Here is a 23403-nt window from a genome sequence, read left to right as displayed (position 1 = left end):
GTGACGACTTCCTCCGCGCGCACGACGCGATCGGCGGCCGAAACACCGGCCGCGAGCGGGCCCTCGGCGGCCGCCTGTCGCAACCTCATCGTGGCCACCGTCGGTTTCGCGCTCACCTTCTGGGCCTGGAACCTGATCGCGCCGCTCGCCGGTGTCTTCGGCTCGGACCTGAACCTCAGCTCGTTCGCCCAGTCCTTCCTCGTCGCGGTGCCCGTGCTCGTGGGCTCGCTCGGACGGATCCCGGTCGGTGCCCTCACCGACCGCTACGGCGCCAAGCTGCTGTTCCCGCTGATCTCCGCGCTCACCATCGTCCCGGTGCTCCTCGTCATCCCGGCCCGGCACAGCTTCGGCGCGATGCTCGCCGTGGGCTTCCTGCTCGGGCTCGGCGGCACCACCTTCGCCATCGGCATCCCGCTGGTGAACTCCTGGTTCCCGCCCGCGCACCGGGGGCTCGCACTCGGCGTCTTCGGCATGGGCATGGGCGGCGTCGCGCTGTCCGGCTACTTCACCCCGCGCATCGCCAAGCACGGCGAGAACCTGCCGTTCCTCGTGGTCGCCGTCGCTCTGGCCGTCTACGCGGTCGTCGCCGCCCTCCTGATCACCGACCACCCCGACCGCAAGATCCCCACGACGTCGCTCGGCACGCGGCTCGGCGCGGCCGGCAAGCTGCGCGTGACCTGGGAGCTGTCGGCCCTCTACGCGATCGGTTTCGGCGGCATCGTCGCCTTCGGCGTCTACCTGCCCACCTACCTGAAGACCTGGTACGAGCTCAGCCCCACCGAGGCGGGCACGAAGGCGGCCGGATTCGCCCTGGTCACCGTCGTCTTCCGGCCCATCGGCGGCTGGCTCTCGGACCGGATCCACCCGGCCGTGGTCACCGCGTGCGCGCTCGCCGTCGTCGCCCTGTTCGCCATCATGCAGGCCTTCGACCCGGCCCTGAACCCCATGGGCACCGTCTGCTTCATGCTGATGGCGGCCGGTCTCGGCACCGCGAGCGGCAGCGTGTTCGCCCTCGTCTCGCAGGTCACCCCGCAGTCCCAGGTCGGCTCCGTCACCGGCATCGTCGGCGCCATGGGCGGCCTCGGCGGCTTCGTCCCGCCGCTCGTCATGGGCGCCATCTACAGCGCCAAGGACTCGTACAGCATCGGCTTCATGCTCCTGTCCGACCTGGCGCTCGCCGGCTGCGTGTACGCGTACGGGCGCATGCGGACGGTGTCCGCAGAGACGACGCCCTAGGACACCCCGTGCCCACTGCCCCGTGCCTGCCGTGCTCCTGTTCAGACGAGGGCGGTGACGAGGAGGGTGAAGGCGGCGACGATGACGGTGACGCGGGCGTAGTGGTAGCGGTCCCAGCGGTTCATCTGGTCTTTCCAGTCGGCGGGCCGGGTCTCGGGGGTCCAGTTCTTGCCCTGGTTGTTGATCGGGACGAGGAGCAGGATCGACATGATCACGCTGACGATGAGCAGGGCGCCGGCGGTGACGACGAGGCCGAAGCCGTCGTGGGTGTGTCCGGCGAAGGCCCAGACGGCGACGAGGGCGACGGAGCCGATGTACCAGAAGGGCATGAGGGCGCCGAGCATGCGGCCGCCGTGGGAGCGGGCCATCTGGTCGGCGTCCTCGGGGAGGGCGCCGAAGATGCGGTTCATGACGAAGGCGACGGAGAACTCGACCCCGACCATCAGGCCGACGGTCACGGTGGTGACGACCTCGAGTGCGGCGAGCATGCTGACCCCTCCCACTATTTTCTAGCGCTGCTAGCTGATGAGGCAAAGCTAGTACTAATGCCGCTCGATTGTCTAGCGGTGCTAGGATCGAAGCATGTCGGTACAGGAACGCAAGCAGCGTGAACGGGCGGACCGCGAGCGCCTCATCGTGGACACCGCCCGCGAGCTCGCCGAGCAGCAGGGCTGGGACGCCGTGACGACCCGCCGGCTCGCCGAGGCCATCGAATACAGCCAGCCCGTCCTCTACAGCCACTTCCGCGGCAAGCGGGAGATCATCGGCGCCGTCGCCCTCCAGGGTGCCGCCGACCTCGCGGTCGCCGTGCGGGCGGCGACCGCCGCCGCGGACGGCCCGCGCGAGCGCGTCACCGCCCTTGCCCGCGCCTATCTCGACTTCGCCGCTCGCAACCCGGCGGTCTACGACGCCCTGTTCCAGCTCGACGGCGGCCTCCCGTACGCGCAGGAGGACACGCCGGAGCCGCTGAAGGACGCCTTCGCCGCCCTCATGGAGACCCTCGGCGAGGTCGCGGGGGAGGGGGTGCACCCCGGGCTGTTCACCGAGGTGTTCTGGGCGGCCCTGCACGGCCAGGCGACCCTGACCCGGGCGGGCCGCCTCCCCGCCGGGGACGTCGAACGCAGAGCCCAGCTCGTGGTGGACCGGCTCGCCGTCCTCTGACCCGCGGTACCCGCGCCCCGCGAGCCCGGCCTGATCCGAACGAGAGGCCCTAGTCGTCCGGGGCCTCGCCGAACAGGTGCCGGACCGTGGAGCGGTGATTCATGCGGACGTGGGCCCGGGCGACAGCTCTGGCCCGCTCCGCGTCCCGGGCGGCCACCGCCGCGTACAGCTCCCGGTGCTCGGCGAGCTGCTGGGCCCACTCCTCGTTGCGCCGGGTCAGCCAGCGCAGGCGGCCGCCGACCGGGTGCATCACGTCGACCAGCAGGCTGTTGCCCGCCGCCGCCAACAGGGCGTCGTGAAAACGGGAGTTGACGTCCGTCAGGGTGTCCGCGTCGTCCCGCTCCGTGGCCCGCGCGGCCACGTCGAGCAGCTCCGCGAGCCGGTCCAGAGCGTCCTGGCCCGCCCGCTCGGCGGCGAGCCCGGCCGCGTGCACCTCCAACACCTCGCGCAGTTCGTAGAGTTCGGTCACATCGGTGCGGGTCAGGGTGCGCACGACGGCCCGCCGCGGTGTCTCGAACGTCACGAAGCCCTCGGTCAGCAGCGCCCTGATCGCCTCCCGCACCGGCACCCGTGAGACCCCGAAGCGCTCCGCGAGCTCCCGCTCGACCAGCCGCTCGCCCGGTCGTGACCGTCCACTGATGATGTCCTGCCGCAGGGTCGCGAGCACGCGCTCGCGCACCGCCCCCAGGGGTTCCGCCGTCGCCATGCGCCCATCTTCCCCGATCGGGCACGGGAGTTGGGGCCGTGGTTTTACCGAGCCGTAACCGTAGGGACATTGCCGGGGGCCGTCGGGGGCGGGACGATGACGCCGCTTTGGTATACCAAACCCCTTTCGCTGCTCGTCACAGCACTCTGCCCGTCACAGCACCCTGCTCGTCACAGCACCCTGGGAGGTACCCCATGCCCGTGGCCGAACCCACGCCCACGCAGGCCGTCGCCTTCACTCCCGACCCGCGCCTGGTCAACGAGGACCTCGCGCCCGCCGTGGAGCGCAAATGGAAGGTCTACGACCTCTTCGCCCTGTGGATGTCCGACGTCCACAACCTCGGCAACTACACCTTCGCGGCCGGTCTGCTGGTCCTCGGCCTCAACGCCTGGCAGGTCTTCAGCGCCCTGCTCATCGGCTTCGTCCTCATCTACGCCGGCTGCAACGCGATGGGCCGGATCGGGCAGCGCCACGGCGTCCCGTTCCCCGTCGTCAGCCGCATCAGCTTCGGCGTCTGGGGCGCCAACATCCCCGCCCTGATCAGGGCCGTCATCGCCATCATGTGGTACGGCATCCAGACCTACCTGGCCTCCGTCGCCGTCAACGTGATGGTGCTCGCCGCCTTCCCCGGGATGAAGTCCTGGACCGAGCACTCCTTCCTCGGCCTGCACGCCCTGGGCTGGGCGTCCTTCCTCGCGCTGTGGCTCGTGCAGTCGCTGATCATCACGCGCGGCATGGAGTCCGTCCGCAAGTTCCAGGACTTCTGCGGACCCGCGATCTGGATCGTGATGCTCGCCCTCGCGATCTGGATCTGGGCCAAGGCCGGCTGGACCATCTCCCTGACCACGACCCCGCACCCCGTCTCCACCGGCGAGCAGTTCCGCCAGTGGTTCGGCGCGATCGGCCTGATCCTCGCCACGTACGGCACGCTGATGCTGAACTTCTGCGACTTCTCCCGGTTCGCGCCCGACTACAAGACCGTGCGGCGCGGCAACTTCTGGGGCCTGCCCGTCAACTCCACGGCGTTCGTGGTCCTCTCGGTCGTCGTCACCGCCGGCAGCGTCGAGGTCTTCGGTGAGGCGATCACGGACCCGGCGCTCCTCGTCGCCCGCATCGGCAACACCTGGGTCCTCGTCTTCGGCGCGCTGACCTTCGCCGTCGCCACCATGGGCGTCAACATCGTCGCCAACTTCGTCTCGCCCGCCTACGACCTGGCGAACGTGTGGCCGCAGAAGATCAGCTTCAAGGTCGGCGGCGCGATCTCGACGGTCCTCGCCCTCGTCGTCACGCCCTGGAACCTGTACTCCAACCCGACCGTCGTGAACTACTTCCTCGGCGGCCTCGGCGCCTTCCTCGGCCCGCTGTTCGGCATCATCATGCTCGACTACTTCTGGGTGAAGCGCGGCCGCATCGACGACCGCGCCCTCTTCGACGCGACCCCCGGCTCCCGCTACCACTACCGTGGCGGCGTCAACCCGAAGGCCCTGGCCGCCTTCGTCCCCTCCGCCGGCCTGGCCGTGGTCCTGGCGCTCGTCCCGACCTTCGACGCGGTCGCCGGGTACTCGTGGTTCATCGGTACGGCGGTCTCGGCGCTCCTCTACGGGCTGATCTGCCGCGCGGAGCGAGCGGAGTCGGCGACGCCGGAGCAGACGGAACCGGCCGGGATCTGATCCCAGGGGGCCGCGCCGCCGAACGGGTGCACCTTTCGGCGCCGGGGCCCTCGGGCGCCCCGGCGCGGGCGGGGGCCGAGCATCATCCCGCCATGGCCAAGTCCTCGCGCCCGGTACTGGGCGCTCTGCTGGCGGCGTTGTTGAGTCTCGCCCCGGCCGCCGCCGGGCACGGGGCCCCGGCCGGCACCGTCTTCTGGGTCGACCCGGACAGCGCGGCGGCCCGCCAGGCCGCGGCGTACCGCGCACAGGGCCGCACCGCGGACGCCGCGCTCGTCGACCGCATCGCCACCCGCCCCCAGGCGGTCTGGCTGGGCGGTGCCGACCCCGGCCCCACCGCCCGCGCCGTCACCGAAGCGGCCGCCCGCGCGGGCAGCACCGCCGTCCTGGTCACCTATTACATCCCGCACCGCGACTGCGGCTCCTACTCCGCGGGCGGCGCCCCCGACGCCGCCGCCTACCGCGCCTACATCGACTCCCTCGTGTCCGGCCTCGGCAGCGGCGGCGCCTACGTCGTCGTGGAGCCGGACGCCGTCGCCTCGGCCGTCGCCGGCTGCCCCGGCGCCGACATCGAGGAGCGATACGCCCTCCTGGCCTACGCGGTCCAGCGCCTCGCCGCCCGCCCCGGCACCCGCGTCTACCTCGACGCGGGCAACGCGGGCTGGATCCCCGACCCCGCCCGCCTGGTCGACCCACTGCGCCGCTCGGGCGTCGCCGCGGCCACCGGCATCGCCCTGAACGTCGCCAACTACCGTACGAACAGCGAGACGTCCGCCTACGGCCACCGCCTCCTCGCCGCCCTCGGCGGCGCCCCGCACTTCGTCATCGACAGCAGCCGCAACGGCAACGGCCCCTACGAAGGCACCGACGCCTGGTGCAACCCGCCCGGCCGCGCCCTCGGCACCCCGCCCACCACCGGGTCGGCGGACCCGGCCCTGGACGCGTACCTCTGGATCAAGCGCCCCGGCGAGTCCGACGGGACCTGCCGCGGCGGACCCCCGGCGGGGCAGTGGTGGGAGAGCGGCGCGCTGGAGCTGGCCCGCAACAGCCCGGCCCGGCTCACGGGCGCGCCGGCGCCCCGCGGTTCAGGGCCCCGCGCAGCGTGATCCCGAAGTGCGTGCGCAGCCGTCTCAGCTCCCACCAGGACAGCGCCGTCACCGACAGCGGCGGACCGATCAGGAACAGGATCCGGACCGGCAGGGGAGCGGCGACCGGCGCGTCGTCGACCACCTGCACCCCGAACATGGCCCACACGAGCAGCGGGGACAGCAGCGGCGGCAGCACCTCGTGCACATCGGCGGTGCGGAACGCGTGGTGGACGCAGAGCACGCACGCGGTGAGCGCGAACGGCAGCGCGAACAGGACGAGCGGCAGCCCGGCGATCAGGAACACGTAGTACAGCGGACCGTCCAGCGCCGTGCCCCCGTTCGTCAACGAGGGCAGCGCCAGGGCGAGTACGGCCGCGAGCAGGGCCGCGAAGCCGCGCAGCGGACCGGTCAGCCGCCGCAGGTACACGCCCCGCAGCGGCGGCCGCGCGGCGGCCACGAACACCGCGAGCGCCAGCGGCCCCGCCACCACCAGGACCCCCGTGCTCAGCAGCGTCTCCGCGAACTTGTCCATCGCGAACGAACCGACCGACTGGCGCATCGGGTACGCGTAGACGAGCCAGAGCGTCGCCGCGATCCCGATCGCGGTGCGGGCGATCTGCGCCGACTCGATGGCACCGTCGGTGACCCGGTCCGGCCGGGTCGGCCGCAAGACCCGGCCGGCGAGGACGAACGGCGCCGCGAGACACCCGGGCCGCCGCCCGGCCCGCGCGGCGGGGTGCGGGGCACTCGGCCCGCGCAAGGTCGAACTCATGGCTGCGCATCCCCCGTGGATGTGGATCATGTGCTGGAACTGCGGCAACCGTACAGCGCGGCACCGACAGTCCGACCGGCGGCGAACTCCCGCTACCGTGCTGCCTCATGGACCCCAAGAGCACCGAAGGCATCCTCGACCAGGACGCCGGCTTCCTCGACTCCGTGGCCGACCGCCTCGCCTCCCTCCCGCACGTGCACGCCGTCGCCCTCGGCGGATCGCGGGCCCAGGGCACGCACAAGGAGTCCAGCGACTGGGACCTCGCCGTGTACTACCGGGGCGCCTTCGACCCGCAGGACCTGCGGGACCTCGGCTGGGAGGGCGAGGCGTCGGAGATCGGCGGCTGGGGCGGCGGGGTGTTCAACGGCGGGGCCTGGCTGGTCGTCGACGGTCGACGGGTCGACGTGCACTACCGGGACCTCGACGAGGTCGAGCACGAGGTGAAGGAGGCGGAGGCGGGCCGGTTCCGTTGGGAGCCGCTCATGTTCCACCTCGCCGGGATCCCCACCTACCTCGTCGTCGCCGAACTCGCCCTCAACCGTGTCCTGCGCGGCACGGCTCCCACGGTCGACCGCTACCCGCCGGCGCTGCGCGAGGCCGCCGCCGAGGAGTGGTGGGGCAAGGCCGCCATGACGCTCGGGTACGCGCGCGCGGGCAACGTGCCGAACGGCGGCCGGGCCGAGGTCGTCGGCGCCGTGAGCATCGCCGCGATGCAGGCCGCGCACGCCGTGCTCGCCGCGCGCGGGGAATGGGTCACCAACGAGAAGCGGCTGCTGGCCCGTGCCGGGCTGCGCGGCGTCGACGACGTCCTGGCCGAGCCGGACCTGGGCCGACTCGTCGACGGGGCACGGGAGTTGCTGGAGGGCGCGGTGCGCGCGGCGCGCGGTCAGGACTGAGCGGCGCCCAGCCGGTACGCGCGGACGTCCCGCCAGCCGGTCCCGGGCCCGTCCGTCACGATCAGCCGGACCTCCCCGACCCGGGTCCGGAGAGGCAGGGCCGCGCTGAAGTCGCGGGTGGGCAGGGAGTCCGTACCGTCGCCGCTCGCCAGCGTGAGATGCGGGTCGAGCCCCTCGTGTCCGAAGACGCCGCGGTAGGGGACGGCCTCCGGCCAGTGGTCGCGGACCGCCTTCGTCAGGGCGCGCAGCGGATTGTCCGGTTCCGGCGCCAGATACAGGACGCCCGGCCAGCGGCGCGGCTCATGGAAGGTCAGGGTGAAGGGGCGCACGGCGGCGAAGAGCGCGGCCAGCCGCGCGTCGGCGGCGCCGGTGAGGCGGGGGAGCGGCAGGAAGGGATAGAGCACCGTGACATGCGCCCGGGACGGGGTGCGCACCAGCCCGTCCGCCTCCGGGACGTGGATCGTCAGGGCGGTGTCGCCCGCGACATCCGGCCATCCTTCATGGTCCGCCGGCGTGGCGTCCGCTGCGGTGTCGTCCCTGGTCACGCGCCCAGTGTCACACCGGTGCCGAAGGCCCGTCCCCGCGCCCCCTGTGGGGCGGGGCGCGAGAACGGGCCGGTCAGGTCACGGCTTGGGCAGGGCGCAGCCCGGAGCCGACAGGTCGATCTTGTTGCCTATGCCGACGCACGGCACGATCCCGTACGTCTCCTGGGCGTAGTTGATGCCCTGGCGCACGGTCACCTGGCCGTTCTCGTCCACCTCGCACGGGTTGTTGTCCGTGCACTCCTCACCGCTCTCGTTGCCGGTGTTGTTGACCGCGACGACCTTGCCGGTCGCCTGGTCGAGCACCGGAGAGCCGGAGGTGCCGCCGATCGTGTCGCAGGCGGAGGTGTAGCGGACCGAGTCCTTCCAGGTCCAGTCGCCTTCCTTGAGACGGTAGGCGAAGCCGTCGATCGAGCAGTTGTAGATCTTCTTCCAGTAGCCCGAGACGACGCTGATCGCGGTGCCCTGGGTGGGGTGATCCGCGGACAGCTCCAGGGCCTTGATGCCGTAGGAGCTCTCGATCTGCTGGTACGTGCTGGTGAGTTCGTACAGCGAGACGTCCGTGTCGGTCATCGTCCCGTACGCGACCTTGCTCGCGCGCAGGGTCGCGACCTTGCTGCCCGCCGAGTTGAGCAGGCCGAAGGTGCGGGTCGAGGGCTGGTCGACGACGACCTCGCCGGGGCCGGGGAAGCCGGACTCCAGGCAGTGGCCGTTCGACATGACCAGGGCCGGGTCGGTCGGCTGCGAGTTGGGCACCCGCACGACCGAGCCGGAACAGTTGCTGAGCGCCACCGTGCCGGCGAAGCTGACGGCCCTGGGCTTGACCTTCGCCGTGTGCTGGGACGTCGCGGAGTCGCCGAGGGCCGTGGCCGGGGCGGCGGTCGCGCCCAGCAGGAGCACGCCGAAGAGCGCGCCGACGAGAGACTTGTTCATAGTGGGGGGTTCCTCTCCCGAGGTGAGAGTGGTGCACCGAGCGCCATGTTTGGCATGAGCATTGTGATGGTGTCAGGCTCAGCGGACAACAGTGCACCCTCAGCGAACATTCGGGGAACCCCCGGGAACCCCACGAGAATTGACGGAAAAAATCTTCGGCGGCAGCGATGAGTTCCGCGCACACCCCCGGTCACACCTCCCAGAGACCCCGATCCGAGGAGGAACCATGGGGCTGCCGAAGGTGGTCACGCACGAGGAGTGGCGCGCCGCCCGCGAGGAGCTGCTCGCACTGGAGAAGGCGGCGACCCGGGCGCGGGACGCACTGAACGCGCGACGGCGCGAGCTGCCCATGGTCGAGATCGACAAGCTGTACGTCTTCGAGGGGCCGGACGGCAAGGCCGAACTGCTCGACCTGTTCGAGGGCCGGACCCAACTCGTCGTCCACCACTTCATGTTCGCGCCCGAGTGGGAGGCCGGCTGCCCCAGCTGCTCCGGATTCCTCGACCAGATCGGGCACCTGGCACACCTGCGCGCCCGCGGCACCGCCTTCGCCGCCGTCTCCCGCGCCCCGTTCACCAAGATCCTGCCGTTCAAGGCCCGCATGGGCTGGACGGTGCCCTGGTACTCCTCGAACCTCAGCGATTTCAACCAGGACTTCGGCACCACCGTGGAGGTCGGCGGCTGCCTCCAGGAGCGCCCCGCGATCAGCTGCTTCCTGCGCGACGGCGAGCGGGTCTTCCACACGTACTCGACGTTCGACCGCGGCCTCGACGGCATCGGCTTCACCACGAACCTGCTGGACCTCACCGCACTGGGGCGGCAGGAGGAGTGGGAGCTCCCCGCGGGGCGGTCCTCGGCGCTCGGCGCCCCGGCGGGCAGCGCGGCGGTGCGCCACCACGACGAGTACGCCGACTGACAGGCCGGCTGACGCCCGCTCAGGCCGCCGAGCGCGACCAGGACGGCGTCGTCCCCGTCACCCGGCACAGCGCCAGGTACAGCGGGATCGGCGGCGTGTACGGCACGGCCCCGTCGGGGCAGTGGATGAGCGCGGGTGTGCGCCGGGCGTCCGGCACCAGCGCACCCGTCGTGTAGCGGGCGGGCGCGGGCCACTCCAGGGCCACGTCCGAGTCCGAGGGCACGATCCACCACCAGTGCGCGCCGTCCGCGTAGACACAGCCCATGCGGGGCAGCCGGCGCGTCATCGCGCGCGCGAAGTCCTCGGGGACGGACACGGCGTCGCAGCCGAGCGGTGCCGTCATGCCGTCAGGAACGCCCAGGCGCAGGGTCGGTGGGACGGGGCTCGATATCGGCCGTCGCCGCGCGAGGCCGACCAGCGAGTCCAGGTGCATCGTCCTCGTCGTCAACACGCCCATCCGTTCCCGCTCAGCACGCTCGTCGTTCTCCGCCAGACCGCTCGGGGCGGACGTTCACCAGCACGTTCAGGTCGTCCGTGCGGCCGTTCAAGCCGGCTGTACGCACCGGCCGTTCACCAGGACCACTCGGCGGGGCCGGAGTCCCCGGCCATCGGGCCCGGGACGGCGCCCTGCCCTCCGTCGCGCGGCAGTTCGGCCCACACGACCAGGCCCGGTCCGGTCTCCTGGGCGCCCCACGCGCTGGAGACCGCGGCCACGAGAAGAAGCCCCCTGCCGTGCTCCTCCTCGGGTGCGATCCGGCCCGCCGGAGCCGAGTCGCCGGGCATCCGGCCCTCGTCGCGCACGGCTATCCGCACGCGCTCGCCCGCGTCGTCGCACAGCTCGTGCAGCTCGCAGTGGATACGGCGGCTGGCGGTGTGCACGATCGCGTTCGTGACCAGCTCGGACACGACGAGAGCCGCCGCGTCGCAGGTGTCCTCGCACGCGCCCCACCCCGTGAGATGGGCACGCGTCATGCGCCGGGCCTGTGCGGCGGAGCCCGGGTGGGGAGCCAGTTCGAAGCTGCTGCGGCGGGCCGGTGGCCCGAACGGCGTACCGGAAAGGTCACCGAGCGTAGCTTCGCGGGCTGCTGTTCCTAAAGGCGCGGACGGAGTCACGCTTGCCACTATCTCCCCGTCGTGAACACTTGGCAAGAGCCACTCTGAAAAGTGCAGAGTGCAGTGTGCCGTTCCGGGCGGGCATGGCACACTGCTGCCAACAGCTCGTCGCGCGGCGCCCCATGAGGGTGGACCGCGGGGAATCGGCCGGTGACCTGATGGTTCCCGGCCTTCTTCCGCGGCTGGAACTCGACACAGGGACTACTGGGAGGGCAGGGGCGTGAGCGAACCGCGGTCCGCGCCGACGGTCGGCCAGGTCGTGCTCGGCCGGCGTCTCCAGGACCTGCGGGAGGGCGCGGGGCTCAAGCGCGAGGACGCCGCCCGTGTACTGCGCGTGACCGCCGCGACGATCCGGCGCATGGAGACCGCCGAGGTCGCCCTCAAGATCCCCTACCTCCAGCTGCTCCTGAAGTCCTACGACGTCGCCCGCGGCGAGGCCGACGCGTTCGTGCAGCTCGCCGAGGAGGCGAACAAGCCGGGCTGGTGGCAGCGGTTCCACGACATCCTGCCCGGCTGGTTCTCGATGTACGTCAGCCTGGAGGGCGCCGCCTCCCTCATCAGGTCGTACGAGCCGCACTTCGTGCCCGGTCTGCTCCAGACCGCGGACTACGCGCGTGGCGTGCTCCGCTCCGGGGCCGTCGGCCGGGCGCTCGTCGAGGACCCGGAGGTCGTGGACCGCCACGTCGACCTGCGGATGCGGCGCCAGGCCCTGCTCACCCGCGAGGACGCGCCCCGCGTGTGGATGGTCATGGACGAGACGGCGCTGCGCCGCCCGGTCGGGGGCGCGGACGTGATGCGCGCCCAGATCGACCGTCTGCTCGACGTGATGGAGCTGCCCAACGTCACGCTTCAGGTCGCGGAGTTCGCGTCCGGCCCGCACCCGGGCACGTACGGACCCTTCGTCCTGTTCCGCTTCGCCGTGCCCGAACTCCCGGACATGGTCTACAGCGAGTACCTGACCGGCGCCGTCTACCTCGACGCGCGCCCCGAGGTGGCCACCCACCTGGAGGTCATGGACCGCATGGCGGCGCACGCCGCGACGGCACAACGCACCAAGGAGATCCTGAGCGATCTCCGCAAGGAGATCTGAATGGACCGGATCAAGGACCGGATACGAGGCGTGGACGGTGAGCCGGTCTACAACGGCATGCCCGCGCGTGAACTCGGCACCGAGGGCTGGCACAAGCCCTGGAGCGGCGGCAACGGGGGCAACTGCGTGGAGGCCATGAAGCTGGCCGACGGCCGGGTCGCCGTGCGCCAGTCCTCCGACCCGGACGGACCCGCGCTCATCTACACCCCGGGTGAGATCACCGCGTTCATCGAGGGCGCCAAGGCCGGCGACGCGGACTTCCTGCTGTCCTGAACCCCCGCGGGGACGGCCTCGGGGGCCTCACGCGGTCATCGGCCGGTCGTACGCCCCGATCGGGGCCGGCAGCACCGTCGCCCCCGTCAGCCACCGGTCGACCGCCGCCGCGACCGCCCTGCCCTCCGCGATCGCCCACACCACCAGCGACTGCCCGCGCCCGGCGTCCCCGGCGACGAACACGCCCGGCACCGGCGTCGCGAACCCCGCGTCCCGGGCCAGCCCGCCCCGCTCGTCCGCCTCGAGCCCCAACTGGTCCACGAGGCCCCCGGGCCGCCGCTCCGGACCCTGGAACCCGAGCGCGAGCAGCACCAGATCGGCGGGCAGCACCTGCTCCGTCCCCGGCCGCGGCCGCCGACCCGCGTCCACCTCCACGAGGTGCAGTTCCCGCACCCGGCCCCGCTCGTCCCCCGTGAACCGCAGCGTCGACGCCGCGAACAGCCGCGCGTCCGCGTGCGCCAGCGGCGACGACTCCAGCGCGTCCGCCTCCTCGTGCGCCGCCGACAGCCGGTACAGCTTCGGATACGTCGGCCAGGGCTCCGCCTCCTCGTCGCGCTCGTCGCCCGGCCTGCCGTAGATGTCGAGCTGGGTGACGGACGCGGCCCGCTCGCGCAGCGCCGTGCCCAGGCAGTCCGCGCCCGTGTCGCCGCCGCCGACGATCACGACGTGCCGGCCTTCGGCGCGCAGCGGGGAGACCGGCAGATCGCCCTCGCCCACCCGGTTCGCCGGCGGCAGGTACTCCATCGCCTGATGGATGCCGGTCAACTCCCGCCCCGGCACGTCCAGTTCACGCCACTCGGTGGCGCCGGTGGCGATCACCACCGCGTCGTGCCGGGCCCGCAGCTCGGCCGCGCCGACGTCCCGGCCGGCCTCCGTCGACGTACGGAACCGCACGCCCTCGTCCGCCAGCTGCCGCAGCCTGCGATCCAGCCGGCGCTTGTCCATCTTGAACGACGGGATGCCGTACCGGAGCAGCCCGCCCGGCCGGTCGTCCCGCTCGTACACCACGACGGTGTGGCCCGCGCGGGTCAGCTGCTGGGCCGCGGCGAGCCCCGCGGGTCCCGAGCCGATCACGGCGACGCTGCGGCCCGACAGGCGCTCCGGCGGACGCACGGACACGAAGCCCTCGTCCCAGGCGCGGTCGGCGATCGCCAGCTCGACGTTCTTGATGGTCACGGCCGGCTGGTTGATCGCGAGCACGCACCCCGCCTCGCAGGGGGCCGGACAGAGCGTGCCGGTGAACTCGGGGAAGTTGTTCGTGGCGTGCAGCCGCTCGCTCGCCGCCCGCCAGTCGTCGCGCGCGACGAGGTCGTTCCACTCCGGGATCAGGTTCCCGAGCGGGCACGCGTCGTGGCAGAACGGGACACCGCAGTCCATGCACCGGTCGGCCTGCCCGCCGACGATCGGCAGCAGGCCGCCCGGCACGTACACCTCGTCCCAGTCCCGGACGCGCTCCTCGACGGGGCGGCGCGGCGCCTCCCGCCGGGGTGTCCTGAGAAAGCCCTTGGGGTCGGCCATGGCCGTCTCCCTACGCCGCGGCTCTTTTCGCCACGATACGTCCGCCCGGGCCGCGGGACATCTCAGGCCGGGGCGGATCGGCGCAGGTCGGCGCGGGCGCTCAGGTCAGCGCGAGCAGGAAGGAGGCGGAGGCGGCGAGGGAGGCGCCGCTGCGGATGTGGTTCCAGCCCGACCACTCGCTCAGATACGTCCGCCAGTACGTGGCGCTCGCCTCCGCCTCCTCGTCACCGGCCAGCTTCGCCAGCGCCTCGTTGCGCGGGACGTTCGCCAGCACCGTCACGCCGAACGACCCGACCAGATACAGCGCGCAGCCCAGCAGCAGCTCGACGGTGCCCTGCTCGGGCCAGAGCACGAACGTCACGACGGCGATCACGGCACACAGCGCCGCGGCGCCGAGGAAGACGACCATGAACGCCGGGTTCACGGCCGCCACGTTGATCGCGTTCATCGCGGCGATCGCGCGGTCCGGCGGCAGGGCGCCGAGGCCGCGCATTACGAACGTCGAGAACGCGACGAAGACGCCTGCGGCGAGCCCGCACCACAGGGCCCCGAACACCACGAGCACGAAGTACGGTCCTTCGATCATGCCAACCCCCTCGGCCGGCCGGCCCCCGGCCCCGTACGGCCCCGCCGCCACCGACCCCGAGATCATGCCGCAGTCCGGCGGAGACCGGCAGGGATTTAAGGGGAGGGGAGGGATTCGGGGGTCTGGGGATGTGGCGCAAGGATTCGGGGGTGCGGGGGAGGGGGAGTGCCTGCCGGTACCGACGGGGCGTTCCCGGGCCGGTACGGACTCAGGACGCCTCCGGGTCGGCCCCGGCCGGCTCGCGCTCCGCGTCCCGCGCCCGCCACACCGCGAGCACCGCCTCCACCGGCGCCGCCACCCGCGCCCGCGCCTCCCGCCACGGCACCCCGGACATCAGCAGCGCGTCGTACGGCGTCTCCACATGCCGGACACCCGCGCGGACCGCCGCCCGCACCGCGCCCTCCGACAACGCCCGGCCCGCCGCCGTCCGCCCGACCCGGCCGCTGCCCCGCGCCCCCGCGTGCCCGGCGATCGCCGCGGCCCGCTCCGCCGGGCACCCCGGGAACAGCCGCCGGATCTCCGCCGCGAACTCCGCCACGAACACCTCGTCCCGCACCACCCGCCGCGCCGCGTCCCGCGCCCGCCGCCGCGCCCGCGCCTCCGCGTCCGCCAGACAGCGGGCCTCCGCCCGCGCCAGCCCGGCCGGCTCGACCAGCACCCCCTGCCGCTCGTACCGGCCACGCCGCCGATGGAAGCGCACCACCACCGCCGAGAGCCCGCTCTCCTCCCGCGCCCGCCGCGTCAGCGCCGTGTCGCCGCGCGGCAGGAACACCAGATGCGCCAGATCCGCGCAGTCCAGACAGCGCGGCCGCCCCTCGTCCAGGACCAGCAGCCGCAGCGGCCCGCTCCGGCACACCGCGCACCTCTGGCGCCGCACGGGCTGGAACACGAGGGGGCCGCGCACCGCGAGGGGCGAGGACGGGACGACGCTGCTCATACCCGTTCCATGCCCGGCCGGGCACCGTCCGGCACCCCCTCGGCACCGCGCGTGGTCACCCGGCAGGGCCCCGGCATCATGGACCCGTGCGACTCCAAGCGATCACCTGGGAACGGCTCGGCGACACCCTCGCCGAGCGCCTGCTCGACCTCGCCCCGGCCGACGGCTCTGCCTGGCCGCGGATCGCCTTCGACGGCGCCCCGGCCGCCCGCCCCGGCGACCTCGCCGGCCGCGTCGCCGAGGCCCTGCGGGTCCGCGGCCGCTCCTCCCTGGTCGTGCCCGCGGACGGCTTTCTGCGCCCCGCGTCGATCCGCCTCGAGTACGGCCACCAGGACACCGAGGCGTACTACAGCGGCTGGCTCGACACCGGCGCCCTGTGGCGCGAGGTCTTCGGGCCCCTGGAAGCGGACGGCACCGGCCGCGTCCTGCCCGACCTGTGGGACCCGGCCACCGACCGCGCGACCCGCAGCGACTACGTCGAACTCCCGCCCGGCAGCCCCCTGTTGCTGCACGGCCCCTTCCTTCTCAATCACTGGTTCCCCTTGGACCTCACGGTGCACATCAGCCTCTCCGCCGGCGCGCTGCGCCGCCGCACCCCCGAGTCCGAGCGGTGGACCCTCCCCGCCTTCACCCGCTACGACGACGAGACCGGCCCGGGCAGCACGGCCGACGTCGTCATCCGCGCCGACGACCCCCGCCACCCCGCCTGGAACGGCTGACCCGAGGGATACCGGGCGCAAAGAGTGCGAAGGTGCAGGTCAAAGCCATGACATGCGCCCCGTACCGACCGGGACGAGAATGAGGGACGGCGCCGGGAACCCCCCTTCGACCCGGCATCGGGAGGTACCACCATGACCACCGCCGCGGACATCATGCACTCCGGCGCACGCTGGATCCCCGCCCACGAAACCCTGGACCGCGCCGCCCAGTTGATGCGTGAACTGAACGTCGGTGCCCTGCCCATCAGCGACGAGAACGAGCGGCTGTGCGGCATCCTCACCGACCGCGACATCGTGGTCGGCTGTGTCGCCATGGGGCACGACCCCGCCAAGGTCACCGCGGGCGAGATGGCCAAGGGCACCCCGCGCTGGATCGATGCCGGCGCCGACATCGGCGAGGTCCTCCACGAGATGCAGGACCACCAGATCCGCCGCCTGCCCGTGATCAGGGACAAGAAGCTCGTCGGCATGATCAGCGAAGCCGACCTGGCCATGCACCTGAACGACGACCAGATCGCCGCCTGGGTCGAGAGCGTCTACGCGAAGTCCTGACCCGGGCCGATCCGCCGCGGATTCCGCGCCGTCGTCATCTCGGTGGCCGTGCTCCCTTCCCCGGCGCGGCCACCGAGAACGCGCCGTCCCCGGTCACCCCGTAGAACACGTCACCGACCCGCAGCGGGCCGGTCCCGCTGGGCGACCGCTGGTCGATCGTGCCGCCGTTCTTCCCGGGCTTCCCGTGCTGTCCGGCGGGCTCCACGGGAGGCCGGGTGCGCCAGCGCTCCTTGCCGGTGCGGGTGTCGATGGCCACCACGCTGTTGCCCGGCGTCGTCGCGTACAGGGTGTCGCCGCTCACCGTCGGCTCGCTGAACAGCCGCAGCTCGCGCGAGGTCGTCCACAGCGCCTTCCCGCGCTCGAGGTCGAGCGCCAGCACGATCTCGTTCGCGTAGTCGAAGAGGTACATGGTGTCGCCCACGACCAGCGGCGGCGCCTCCGGCTCGACGGCCCAGGGGAAGTCCACGGAGCGGACCCGGCCGGACACGAGGTCCTGGACGAAGATGCGGGACGAGACGCCCGTGTCGTCCTCCCAGCGCGCGTAGTACGCCCGGTTCCCCCGCACCGTCGCCAGCCACAGATCGCCCCTCGGCGCCCGCGCCCGGCCCAGCGTCCGGCCCGTACGGGCATCGAGCCGCTCCACCGTGCGCACGCCCGCCTTCGCCCGGCGCAGATCCGCTACGAGCGTCCCGTCGGCCCCGGCGTACAGCGGGCTCGGCGAGTCCGTGGTGAGCGTGCGCCGCCACAGCTCCTTCCCGCTGCGCGGATCGAACGCCGCGTAGCCGGCCGCGGAGGACGGCCCCAACTCGCCCAGATGCACGACCAGTACGCCGCTCATCAGCGCGAACTCGGCGTGCGGGCCCTTCTTCCGCCACACCCGGTGCCCCGTGTCGGCGTCGTAGGCGTCCACGCCCTGCGTGCCGTCCCCGCTGAACGCGAAGACGAGCCCCTCGCCGGCCGCCACCACCGACTCGTCAGCGTGCCGCCCGACCGGCCCGCGTCGCCCATCGGCACCTTCCAGTCGACCTTGCCGGACGCCGGGTCCAGCCTGATCAGCGTCGTGGTGAACGACGAACAGTAGACGCCGAGCCGCGACGGCGTGCACTGGTACGAGTCCGGCATCAGCTCGCGCGGGTCCGGCACCTCGGACGCGTCCTTGCCGTCCTTCGGCGCCCTGGTGAGCGACGTCGTCCAGGGGCGCCAGCCCGCCACGGTCGCGGGTGCGTCCTGCCGCGCCACCGACGCCCCGCCGGCCGCGCCGCCCCGGACCGCGACGGAGATACCGGCGGCCGCCACCAGGGCCACGGCGAGCACGCTCGCCGCCACGGCGATCCGGCGGCGCCTCGACCGGTGAGGGGCCGGGCTGTCCGCCGCCGCCCCGCCCACCGCGGCCACCGGGGTGTCACCGCCGGAGGAGGACGCGGCCGTGCCGCCGCGATCGGCGCGGGGCGTGACGGGGGTGAGGTCGGCGCCGCCGCTCTCGTCCTTCTCGCCGCTCTTGCCGCCCCGCGTGGACACACCTGGCGCCGTCGCGTCACCGCCGCCGAGCGTCAGGGTCGGACCGCCCGGCGTCCCCGCCGGCGCGGTCCTGTCGTCACCGGCCACCCGCTCCGGCAGCGCGGCCAGCGCGTCCCGCAACGCGTCCGGCGTCGGCCGATCCTGCGGCGCCTTCGCGAGACAGGAAAGCACCAGGGGCCGCAACTCGACCGGCAGCGAGCCCAGTTCGGGCTCGTGATGCACGGTCTGGTACGCCGCCAGATACGCGTTCTCCGCCTCGAACGGGCTGCGGCCCGTCGCCGCGTACACCAGCAGCGCCCCGAACGAGAACACGTCCACCGGCGGACCCACGTCCCGCGGAGTGCTGAACTGCTCGGGCGCCATGAACGGCGGCGACCCCAGCACCATGCCCGTCTGTGTGCGCACATCGCTCTGCGCGGCCCGCGAGATGCCGAAGTCGATGACGCGCACCGCACCCGCGGCCCCGTCCGGATCCGGGCCGCCCTCGTCGCCCCTGCCCGAACCGAGCAGCAGCACGTTGCTCGGCTTCAGGTCACGGTGCACGACCTCGGCCCGGTGCAACTCCCGCAGCGCCTCCGCCAGTTCCACCCCGAGCCGGCGCAACCGCGTCCAGTCCAGAGTGCCGTGCTCGGCGACCCGCTGCGCGAGCGTGTCCCCGGCGACGTACACGGTCGCCATCCAGGGGCGCGCCGCGTCCGGGTCCGCGTCCACGACCGGCGCCGTGAACGCACCGCTCACCCGGCGCGCGGCCCTGACCTCCTGACGGAACCGCGCCCGGAACTCCGGGTCGTCCGCGTACTGCGCGTGCACCACCTTGACGGCGACCGTCCGGCCCGACGGAGTGCGGGCGCGATACACCACCCCCATGCCGCCGGTGCCGATCCGCGACTCGATCCGGTAGCCGCCGATCGACTCGGGATCGTCCTCCCGCAAAGGCATCGCTCACCCCCCTGGGCGCTGACATGGACGGTACAGACTAGTGCGCGCCGGCCGGCGTCACGTCACAGCCAGCCGTTGCGCTTGAACCCCCGGTACACGACGAGACAGAGCCCGGCGATCACCGACAGCATCAGCGGATAGCCGTAGCGCCAGTGCAGCTCCGGCATGTTGTCGAAGTTCATCCCGTAGATGCCGCAGCCCATCGTCGGCACGGCCACGATCGCCGCCCACGCCGTGATCTTGCGCATGTCCTCGTTCTGCGCGACCGTCACCTGCGCGAGATGGGCCTGCAGGATCGAGTTGAGCAGTTCGTCGAACGCCGCTATCTGCTCGGCCGCCCGCAGCAGATGGTCGGAGACGTCACGGAAGTACGCCTGTATCTCCGGCGGCACCGCCGGCAGCGGCCGCCCGGCCAGCTCGAGCACCGGCCGGGACAGCGGGACCACGGCCCGCTTCAGCTCCAGCAGTTCGCGTTTGAGCTGGTAGATCCGGCCCGGGTCGACCTTCGCTCCGTTCTGCGCGAAGACCGCCTCCTCGACCTCGTCTATGTCGGCCTGGAACTCGTCGAGCACCGTCAGATAGTCGTCGACCACGCCGTCCGCGATCGCGTGCAGCACCGCCGCGGGACCCTTGGCGAGCTGCTCCGGATCCGCCTCCAGGCCCTCGCGCACCGGGCCCAGCGAGCCGTGCCGCCCGTGCCGCACCGTGATCACGAAGTCGCTGCCGACGAACACCATGATCTCGCCGGTGTCGACGACCTCGCTCGTCGCGGTGACCTGGGTGTGCTCGACGTAGCAGACCGTCTTGAGTACGGCGAACAGCGTCTGCCCGTACCGCTCCACCTTCGGCCGCTGGTGCGCGTGCACCGCGTCCTCGACCGCCAGCGGGTGCAGGTCGAACAGCTCGGCGACCTCGGCGATCTCCGACTCCGTCGGCTCGTGCAGCCCGAGCCAGACGAAGCCCTCCTCGCTCTTGCGCACCCGCCGCACGGCCTCGCGGAGGTCGTGGTCGCCCGCCTCGCGCCGCCCGTCGATGTACGTCACACAGTTGACCACCGCGGACCCGAGCGGCGAGCGCGCCGGGTGGCTCAGGTCCACCCGGGGCTGCCGGCGCGCCAGCCGTGCCACTCTGCGCAGCCCGCCCACCTTGCGCAGGCTGCCGACCTTCCGCAGATTGCCCGCCATCGACATGCTCGGCTCCTCGCGCCGGATTCTCACGTACTCGTGTCTGACCGGGACGTCCTCGCGACGAGGACGACCTGGCGGGCCAGTCTGCCAGCGAACGCCGACCACGCGTCAGGGCCTGGGGGAACGGAGGATTCCGTTCCGAAATGTCCGGTGTGGCCGGGGCCTGCTGCGATGATCGGGTCATGATGCGATCCGGCGGCCACGCGTACCTCCTGGACAACCAGCAGCCCGAGGCCGGGCAGCGCTTCGACGCCCTGTCGACGCTGTTCGACCCCACGACGTTCCGGCACATCGAGCGGCTCGGCATCGGCTCCGGCTGGCGCTGCTGGGAGGTCGGCGCCGGCGGCACCTCCGTCGTCTCCTGGCTGGCCCGCAAGGTCGGCCCGACCGGACGCGTCCTCGCCACCGACATCGACACGTCCTGGCAGCACAGCACGCCGCGCCCGCCCGTCGAGGTGCGCCGGCACGACATCGGCGCCGACGAGCCGCCCGCCGAGTCCTTCGACCTCGTGCACGCGCGGCTCGTCCTCGTCCATGTCCCCGACCGGGAGCGGGCGTTGCAGTCGATGATCCGCGCCCTGCGGCCCGGCGGCCGGCTCCTCGTGGAGGACGCGGACCCGGCGCTCCAGCCCCTGCTCTGCCCCGACGAGCGCGGCCCCGAGGAGCAGCTCGCCAACCGCCTGCGCCACGGATTCCGCTCCCTGCTCGCCAAGCGCGGCGCGGATCTCTCGTACGGGCGCAAACTTCCGGGGCTGCTGCGGGCGGCGGGCCTGCGCCAGGTCGAGGCCGACGCGTACTTCCCCCTCGCCTCGCCCGCCTGCACGGCGCTGGAGACGGCCACGGTCGAGCAGGTCCGCGGGTCCCTGGTCCAGGCCCGCCTGGCCACGAACGAGGAGATCGACCGCCACCTCGCCAATATCTCCCACGGCACGATGGACCTGGCGACCTCCCCGCTGATCTCGGCCTGGGGCAAGAAGCCCTGACCCTCATGCCACCGGGCCTCGCCCGGCGGGCAGGGGCGCGTCGCCGGGTGCGCACGCTTTCTGAAGGCGCGGCGAAGCCGCATGCCGTCAGGGGCGCGGGGAACTGCGCGAGAAGCCCCACCGGCCGGCGGCCGCCGACGAAGCGAACGGCCGATCCGCTCGGTCGGCGCCCGAAGCCCCCGAACCTACGAACCCTCCGGCGGCCGCCCCCCGATCACCCCGACCGCCTCCGCCCCGGCCCGGCACCCGTCCCCCAATGCGGCCCCCCAGGACGCCCCCCGAACCAGAGCCCCCACGACCGCCCCCACAAACGCGTCCCCCGCCCCCGTCGCATCCCGCACCACCACCCCCGGCACCGCCTCCACCCACTCCCGCACCACCCCACCCCACGCCACACACGCCCCGTCCGCCCCCGCCTTCACCACGACCACGGGGAACCGCCGGCTCAACCCCGCCGCAGCCCCGCCCACTCCACCGTCACCGGCACCGTCGCCGGCAATGGCACCGGCACCGCTCGCGAGCAGCACCGCCTCGTCCCGGCTGGGCAGCAGCACGTCCACCCCTTCCGCGAGCTCCAGAAACCGCTCGGCGCCCAACTCCCGCAGAAACCCCGCCGACGCCGGATCCACACTCACGGGAACGCCACGCGCGCGTGCGTCCCGCACCGCGACCGCCACCAGCTCCCGCCCGGTCGCCGAGAAGAACAGATACCCGGACAGGTGCAGCCGGCCCACCCCGTCGAGCAGCCCGGCCGACCAGTCCTCGGGCCCGATCCGCAGACACGCCCCGCTGTCCGTCAGGAACGTCCGCTCACCCCCGTCCGCCGCGTCCACGAGACACACCACGGACCCGGTCGGCGCGTCGGGATCCACCACGAGGCGCGGCCGCACCCCGGCCCGTACGAGCGCCTCCTCGTGCCAGCGCACGGACTCCGCCCCGACCCGCCCCAGCAGCGTGACGTCCGGGCACCCCCGATACGCCGCCCAGCACGCCACGTTCGCCCCCGCGCCACCCGGCACCGTACGGATGGCGGCCGCCGTGTCCGTCCCGGCGGCGAGAGGCCCACGATGACGCGCCACGACATCCGTGACGACATCACCGACCACGAGCAGCCCGCGCCCCGTCACACCCCCGCCCAGGCGACCGCGATCCGGCCGGCGAGCCGCACGTTCCCGCGGACGGCCGCCAGGTTCGCCTCCAGGGACGCGCCGTCCGTGTGCCGCACCAGATAGTCGAGCAGGAACGGGGTCACCGCCTGCCCGCTCACCTCACGCTCCGCGCACTCCCGCAGCCCGTGCTCCAGCACGCGCGCGTGCAGCACCGGATCCAACTGCTCCGCCTCCGGTACGGGGTTGGCGACGATCAGCGCCGCGTCCGTGCCGGGCAGCTCGTCCTGGGCCCGCATCACCGCCGCGACCTCCTCCGGCGAGCGCAGCGTCCAGTCCACCGGCTCGCCCGAGTCGGCCAGGTAGAAGCCCGGGAAGCGGTCCGTCCCGTAGCCCGCGACGGACACCCCGAGCGTCTCCAGGCGCTGCAGCGTCGCCGGGACGTCCAGGACGGACTTCACGCCCGCGCACACCACCGTGATCCGCGTCCGCGCCAGCAGCCCGAGGTCCGCCGACTCGTCCTGCGTCTCCGTCCAGCCCCGGTGCACCCCGCCGAGCCCACCCGTGGCGAACACCCGTACCCCCGTGAGGGCCGCGAGCAGCGCCGTGGCCGACACCGTGGTCGCCCCGCTCGCCCCCGTGCCGAACGCGAGCGGAAGGTCCCGCCGACTGAGCTTGCGGATGCCGTCCTCGCTCGCGACCCGCTCCAACTGCCCCTTGTCCAGGCCGACGTACGGCTTCCCGTCGAGCACCGCGACCGTCGCGGGCACCGCACCCGCGTCCCGCACGAGCTGCTCCAGCCCGCCCGCGACCTGCAGATTGCGCGGCCTCGGCAGCCCGTGCGCGATGATCGTCGACTCCAGTGCCACCACCGGACGCCCCTGTGCGAGCGCGTCCCGAACCTCGTCCGCCACGACCACCATGCCGTCATCCCTCCGCCGGTCGGACCTGGATGTGCCGTCCCT

General features: G+C 73.0%; 26 protein-coding genes. 11 read left to right on the top strand and 15 right to left on the bottom strand.

All coding sequences use genetic code 11. From position 1 onward, the window contains the following. On the top strand, positions 1–1236 hold the full coding sequence (locus tag ACIBTU_RS15615) for an MFS transporter (protein WP_399126655.1): 1236 nt from the start codon (positions 1–3) through the stop codon (positions 1234–1236). 41 nt (positions 1237–1277) lie between these two features. Here the strand turns inward: ACIBTU_RS15615 and ACIBTU_RS15610 are convergent, their stop codons facing one another. After that, on the bottom strand, positions 1278–1724 hold the full coding sequence (locus tag ACIBTU_RS15610) for an anthrone oxygenase family protein (protein ID WP_399126654.1): 447 nt from the start codon (positions 1722–1724) through the stop codon (positions 1278–1280). 94 nt (positions 1725–1818) lie between these two features. Between ACIBTU_RS15610 and ACIBTU_RS15605 the strand changes: the two genes are divergently transcribed. Continuing rightward, complete coding sequence (locus tag ACIBTU_RS15605; protein ID WP_399126653.1) at positions 1819–2397, top strand: TetR/AcrR family transcriptional regulator; 579 nt, start codon at positions 1819–1821, stop codon at positions 2395–2397. Between the two features lie 49 nt (positions 2398–2446). On the opposite strand, the gene ACIBTU_RS15600 is transcribed toward ACIBTU_RS15605, so the two are convergent. Continuing rightward, the gene (locus ACIBTU_RS15600; RefSeq protein ID WP_399126652.1) at positions 2447–3103 is read right to left on the bottom strand and encodes a GntR family transcriptional regulator; all 657 of its coding nucleotides are present in this window, start codon (positions 3101–3103) and stop codon (positions 2447–2449) included. Between the two features lie 194 nt (positions 3104–3297). Between ACIBTU_RS15600 and ACIBTU_RS15595 the strand changes: the two genes are divergently transcribed. Then, complete coding sequence (locus tag ACIBTU_RS15595) at positions 3298–4773, top strand: NCS1 family nucleobase:cation symporter-1 (protein WP_399126651.1); 1476 nt, start codon at positions 3298–3300, stop codon at positions 4771–4773. A 92-nt stretch (positions 4774–4865) separates the two neighbouring features. Further along, complete coding sequence (locus ACIBTU_RS15590; RefSeq protein WP_399126650.1) at positions 4866–5876, top strand: glycoside hydrolase family 6 protein; 1011 nt, start codon at positions 4866–4868, stop codon at positions 5874–5876. On the opposite strand, the gene ACIBTU_RS15585 is transcribed toward ACIBTU_RS15590, so the two are convergent. Next, the gene (locus ACIBTU_RS15585) at positions 5830–6630 is read right to left on the bottom strand and encodes a hypothetical protein (RefSeq protein ID WP_399126649.1); all 801 of its coding nucleotides are present in this window, start codon (positions 6628–6630) and stop codon (positions 5830–5832) included. The two genes, ACIBTU_RS15590 and ACIBTU_RS15585, sit on opposite strands and share 47 nt — an antisense overlap. A gap of 107 nt (positions 6631–6737) precedes the next feature. Between ACIBTU_RS15585 and ACIBTU_RS15580 the strand changes: the two genes are divergently transcribed. Continuing rightward, the gene (locus ACIBTU_RS15580) at positions 6738–7526 is read left to right on the top strand and encodes a nucleotidyltransferase domain-containing protein (protein WP_399126648.1); all 789 of its coding nucleotides are present in this window, start codon (positions 6738–6740) and stop codon (positions 7524–7526) included. Here the strand turns inward: ACIBTU_RS15580 and ACIBTU_RS15575 are convergent. Together ACIBTU_RS15575 and ACIBTU_RS15570 are read right to left on the bottom strand one after the other, a co-directional pair. Next, complete coding sequence (locus tag ACIBTU_RS15575; RefSeq protein ID WP_399126647.1) at positions 7517–8071, bottom strand: 2'-5' RNA ligase family protein; 555 nt, start codon at positions 8069–8071, stop codon at positions 7517–7519. The genes ACIBTU_RS15580 and ACIBTU_RS15575 overlap by 10 nt on opposite strands. Positions 8072–8149: 78 nt before the next feature. Beyond that, positions 8150–9001 (bottom strand): trypsin-like serine peptidase, encoded by an 852-nt coding sequence (locus tag ACIBTU_RS15570; RefSeq protein WP_399126646.1) that lies wholly within the window; start codon positions 8999–9001, stop codon positions 8150–8152. 226 nt (positions 9002–9227) lie between these two features. Here ACIBTU_RS15570 and ACIBTU_RS15565 point away from each other — a divergent pair, with 226 nt between their 5' ends. Beyond that, positions 9228–9917 carry a DUF899 domain-containing protein gene (locus ACIBTU_RS15565; RefSeq protein ID WP_399126644.1) on the top strand — a complete coding sequence of 230 codons (690 nt, stop codon included), beginning with the start codon at positions 9228–9230 and terminating at the stop codon, positions 9915–9917. A 19-nt stretch (positions 9918–9936) separates the two neighbouring features. Here the strand turns inward: ACIBTU_RS15565 and ACIBTU_RS15560 are convergent, their stop codons facing one another. Together ACIBTU_RS15560 and ACIBTU_RS15555 are read right to left on the bottom strand one after the other, a co-directional pair. After that, positions 9937–10374 carry a hypothetical protein gene (locus tag ACIBTU_RS15560; protein ID WP_399126643.1) on the bottom strand — a complete coding sequence of 146 codons (438 nt, stop codon included), beginning with the start codon at positions 10372–10374 and terminating at the stop codon, positions 9937–9939. Positions 10375–10487: 113 nt separating this feature from the next. Further along, positions 10488–10889, bottom strand: a complete 402-nt coding sequence (locus tag ACIBTU_RS15555; protein WP_399126642.1) for an ATP-binding protein — start codon at positions 10887–10889, stop codon at positions 10488–10490. Between the two features lie 361 nt (positions 10890–11250). On the opposite strand from ACIBTU_RS15555, the gene ACIBTU_RS15550 reads away from it, so the two are divergent. Together ACIBTU_RS15550 and ACIBTU_RS15545 are read left to right on the top strand one after the other, a co-directional pair. Then, complete coding sequence (locus tag ACIBTU_RS15550; RefSeq protein ID WP_399126641.1) at positions 11251–12120, top strand: helix-turn-helix domain-containing protein; 870 nt, start codon at positions 11251–11253, stop codon at positions 12118–12120. Then, positions 12121–12393 (top strand): DUF397 domain-containing protein, encoded by a 273-nt coding sequence (locus ACIBTU_RS15545; RefSeq protein WP_399126640.1) that lies wholly within the window; start codon positions 12121–12123, stop codon positions 12391–12393. It abuts the gene before it with no gap. A 27-nt stretch (positions 12394–12420) separates the two neighbouring features. Here ACIBTU_RS15545 and ACIBTU_RS15540 read toward each other — a convergent pair whose 3' ends face one another. The 3 genes from ACIBTU_RS15540 to ACIBTU_RS15530 form a co-directional block, all read right to left on the bottom strand. Further along, complete coding sequence (locus ACIBTU_RS15540; protein WP_399126639.1) at positions 12421–13911, bottom strand: glutamate synthase subunit beta; 1491 nt, start codon at positions 13909–13911, stop codon at positions 12421–12423. A 100-nt stretch (positions 13912–14011) separates the two neighbouring features. Continuing rightward, positions 14012–14497, bottom strand: coding sequence for a DUF1772 domain-containing protein (locus ACIBTU_RS15535; protein WP_399126637.1), 486 nt, complete (start codon positions 14495–14497; stop codon positions 14012–14014). A 208-nt stretch (positions 14498–14705) separates the two neighbouring features. Further along, entirely contained in the window at positions 14706–15434 is a 729-nt protein-coding gene (locus ACIBTU_RS15530; RefSeq protein ID WP_399126636.1) for a DUF2293 domain-containing protein, read from the bottom strand. Positions 15435–15520: 86 nt separating this feature from the next. Between ACIBTU_RS15530 and ACIBTU_RS15525 the strand changes: the two genes are divergently transcribed. Beyond that, positions 15521–16153, top strand: a complete 633-nt coding sequence (locus ACIBTU_RS15525) for a uridine kinase (RefSeq protein ID WP_399126635.1) — start codon at positions 15521–15523, stop codon at positions 16151–16153. A 132-nt stretch (positions 16154–16285) separates the two neighbouring features. Beyond that, positions 16286–16705 (top strand): CBS domain-containing protein, encoded by a 420-nt coding sequence (locus ACIBTU_RS15520; RefSeq protein ID WP_399126634.1) that lies wholly within the window; start codon positions 16286–16288, stop codon positions 16703–16705. 34 nt (positions 16706–16739) lie between these two features. Here the strand turns inward: ACIBTU_RS15520 and ACIBTU_RS15515 are convergent, their stop codons facing one another. From ACIBTU_RS15515 to ACIBTU_RS15505, 3 genes are all read right to left on the bottom strand, one after another. After that, entirely contained in the window at positions 16740–17615 is an 876-nt protein-coding gene (locus tag ACIBTU_RS15515) for a PQQ-binding-like beta-propeller repeat protein (protein ID WP_399126633.1), read from the bottom strand. Next, complete coding sequence (locus ACIBTU_RS15510) at positions 17543–19162, bottom strand: serine/threonine-protein kinase (protein WP_399126632.1); 1620 nt, start codon at positions 19160–19162, stop codon at positions 17543–17545. The genes ACIBTU_RS15515 and ACIBTU_RS15510 overlap by 73 nt, the downstream gene beginning before the upstream one ends. Before the next feature lie 62 nt (positions 19163–19224). Then, on the bottom strand, positions 19225–20352 hold the full coding sequence (locus ACIBTU_RS15505; protein ID WP_399126631.1) for a magnesium and cobalt transport protein CorA: 1128 nt from the start codon (positions 20350–20352) through the stop codon (positions 19225–19227). A gap of 179 nt (positions 20353–20531) precedes the next feature. On the opposite strand from ACIBTU_RS15505, the gene ACIBTU_RS15500 reads away from it, so the two are divergent. Continuing rightward, positions 20532–21332 (top strand): class I SAM-dependent methyltransferase, encoded by an 801-nt coding sequence (locus ACIBTU_RS15500; protein ID WP_399126629.1) that lies wholly within the window; start codon positions 20532–20534, stop codon positions 21330–21332. Positions 21333–21517: 185 nt separating this feature from the next. Here the strand turns inward: ACIBTU_RS15500 and ACIBTU_RS15495 are convergent, their stop codons facing one another. Continuing rightward, complete coding sequence (locus tag ACIBTU_RS15495; RefSeq protein WP_399126628.1) at positions 21518–22459, bottom strand: carbohydrate kinase family protein; 942 nt, start codon at positions 22457–22459, stop codon at positions 21518–21520. Beyond that, positions 22456–23361, bottom strand: a complete 906-nt coding sequence (locus tag ACIBTU_RS15490; protein ID WP_399126627.1) for a pseudouridine-5'-phosphate glycosidase — start codon at positions 23359–23361, stop codon at positions 22456–22458. The genes ACIBTU_RS15495 and ACIBTU_RS15490 overlap by 4 nt, the downstream gene beginning before the upstream one ends. Between the last annotated feature and the right edge of the window lie 42 nt (positions 23362–23403).

This window comes from Streptomyces sp. NPDC050145, from assembly GCF_044460245.1.
Classification (GTDB): domain Bacteria; phylum Actinomycetota; class Actinomycetes; order Streptomycetales; family Streptomycetaceae; genus Streptomyces.
The sequence above is the reverse complement of the archived record's forward strand: the minus strand, read 5'-3'. Positions and strand labels throughout refer to the sequence as shown.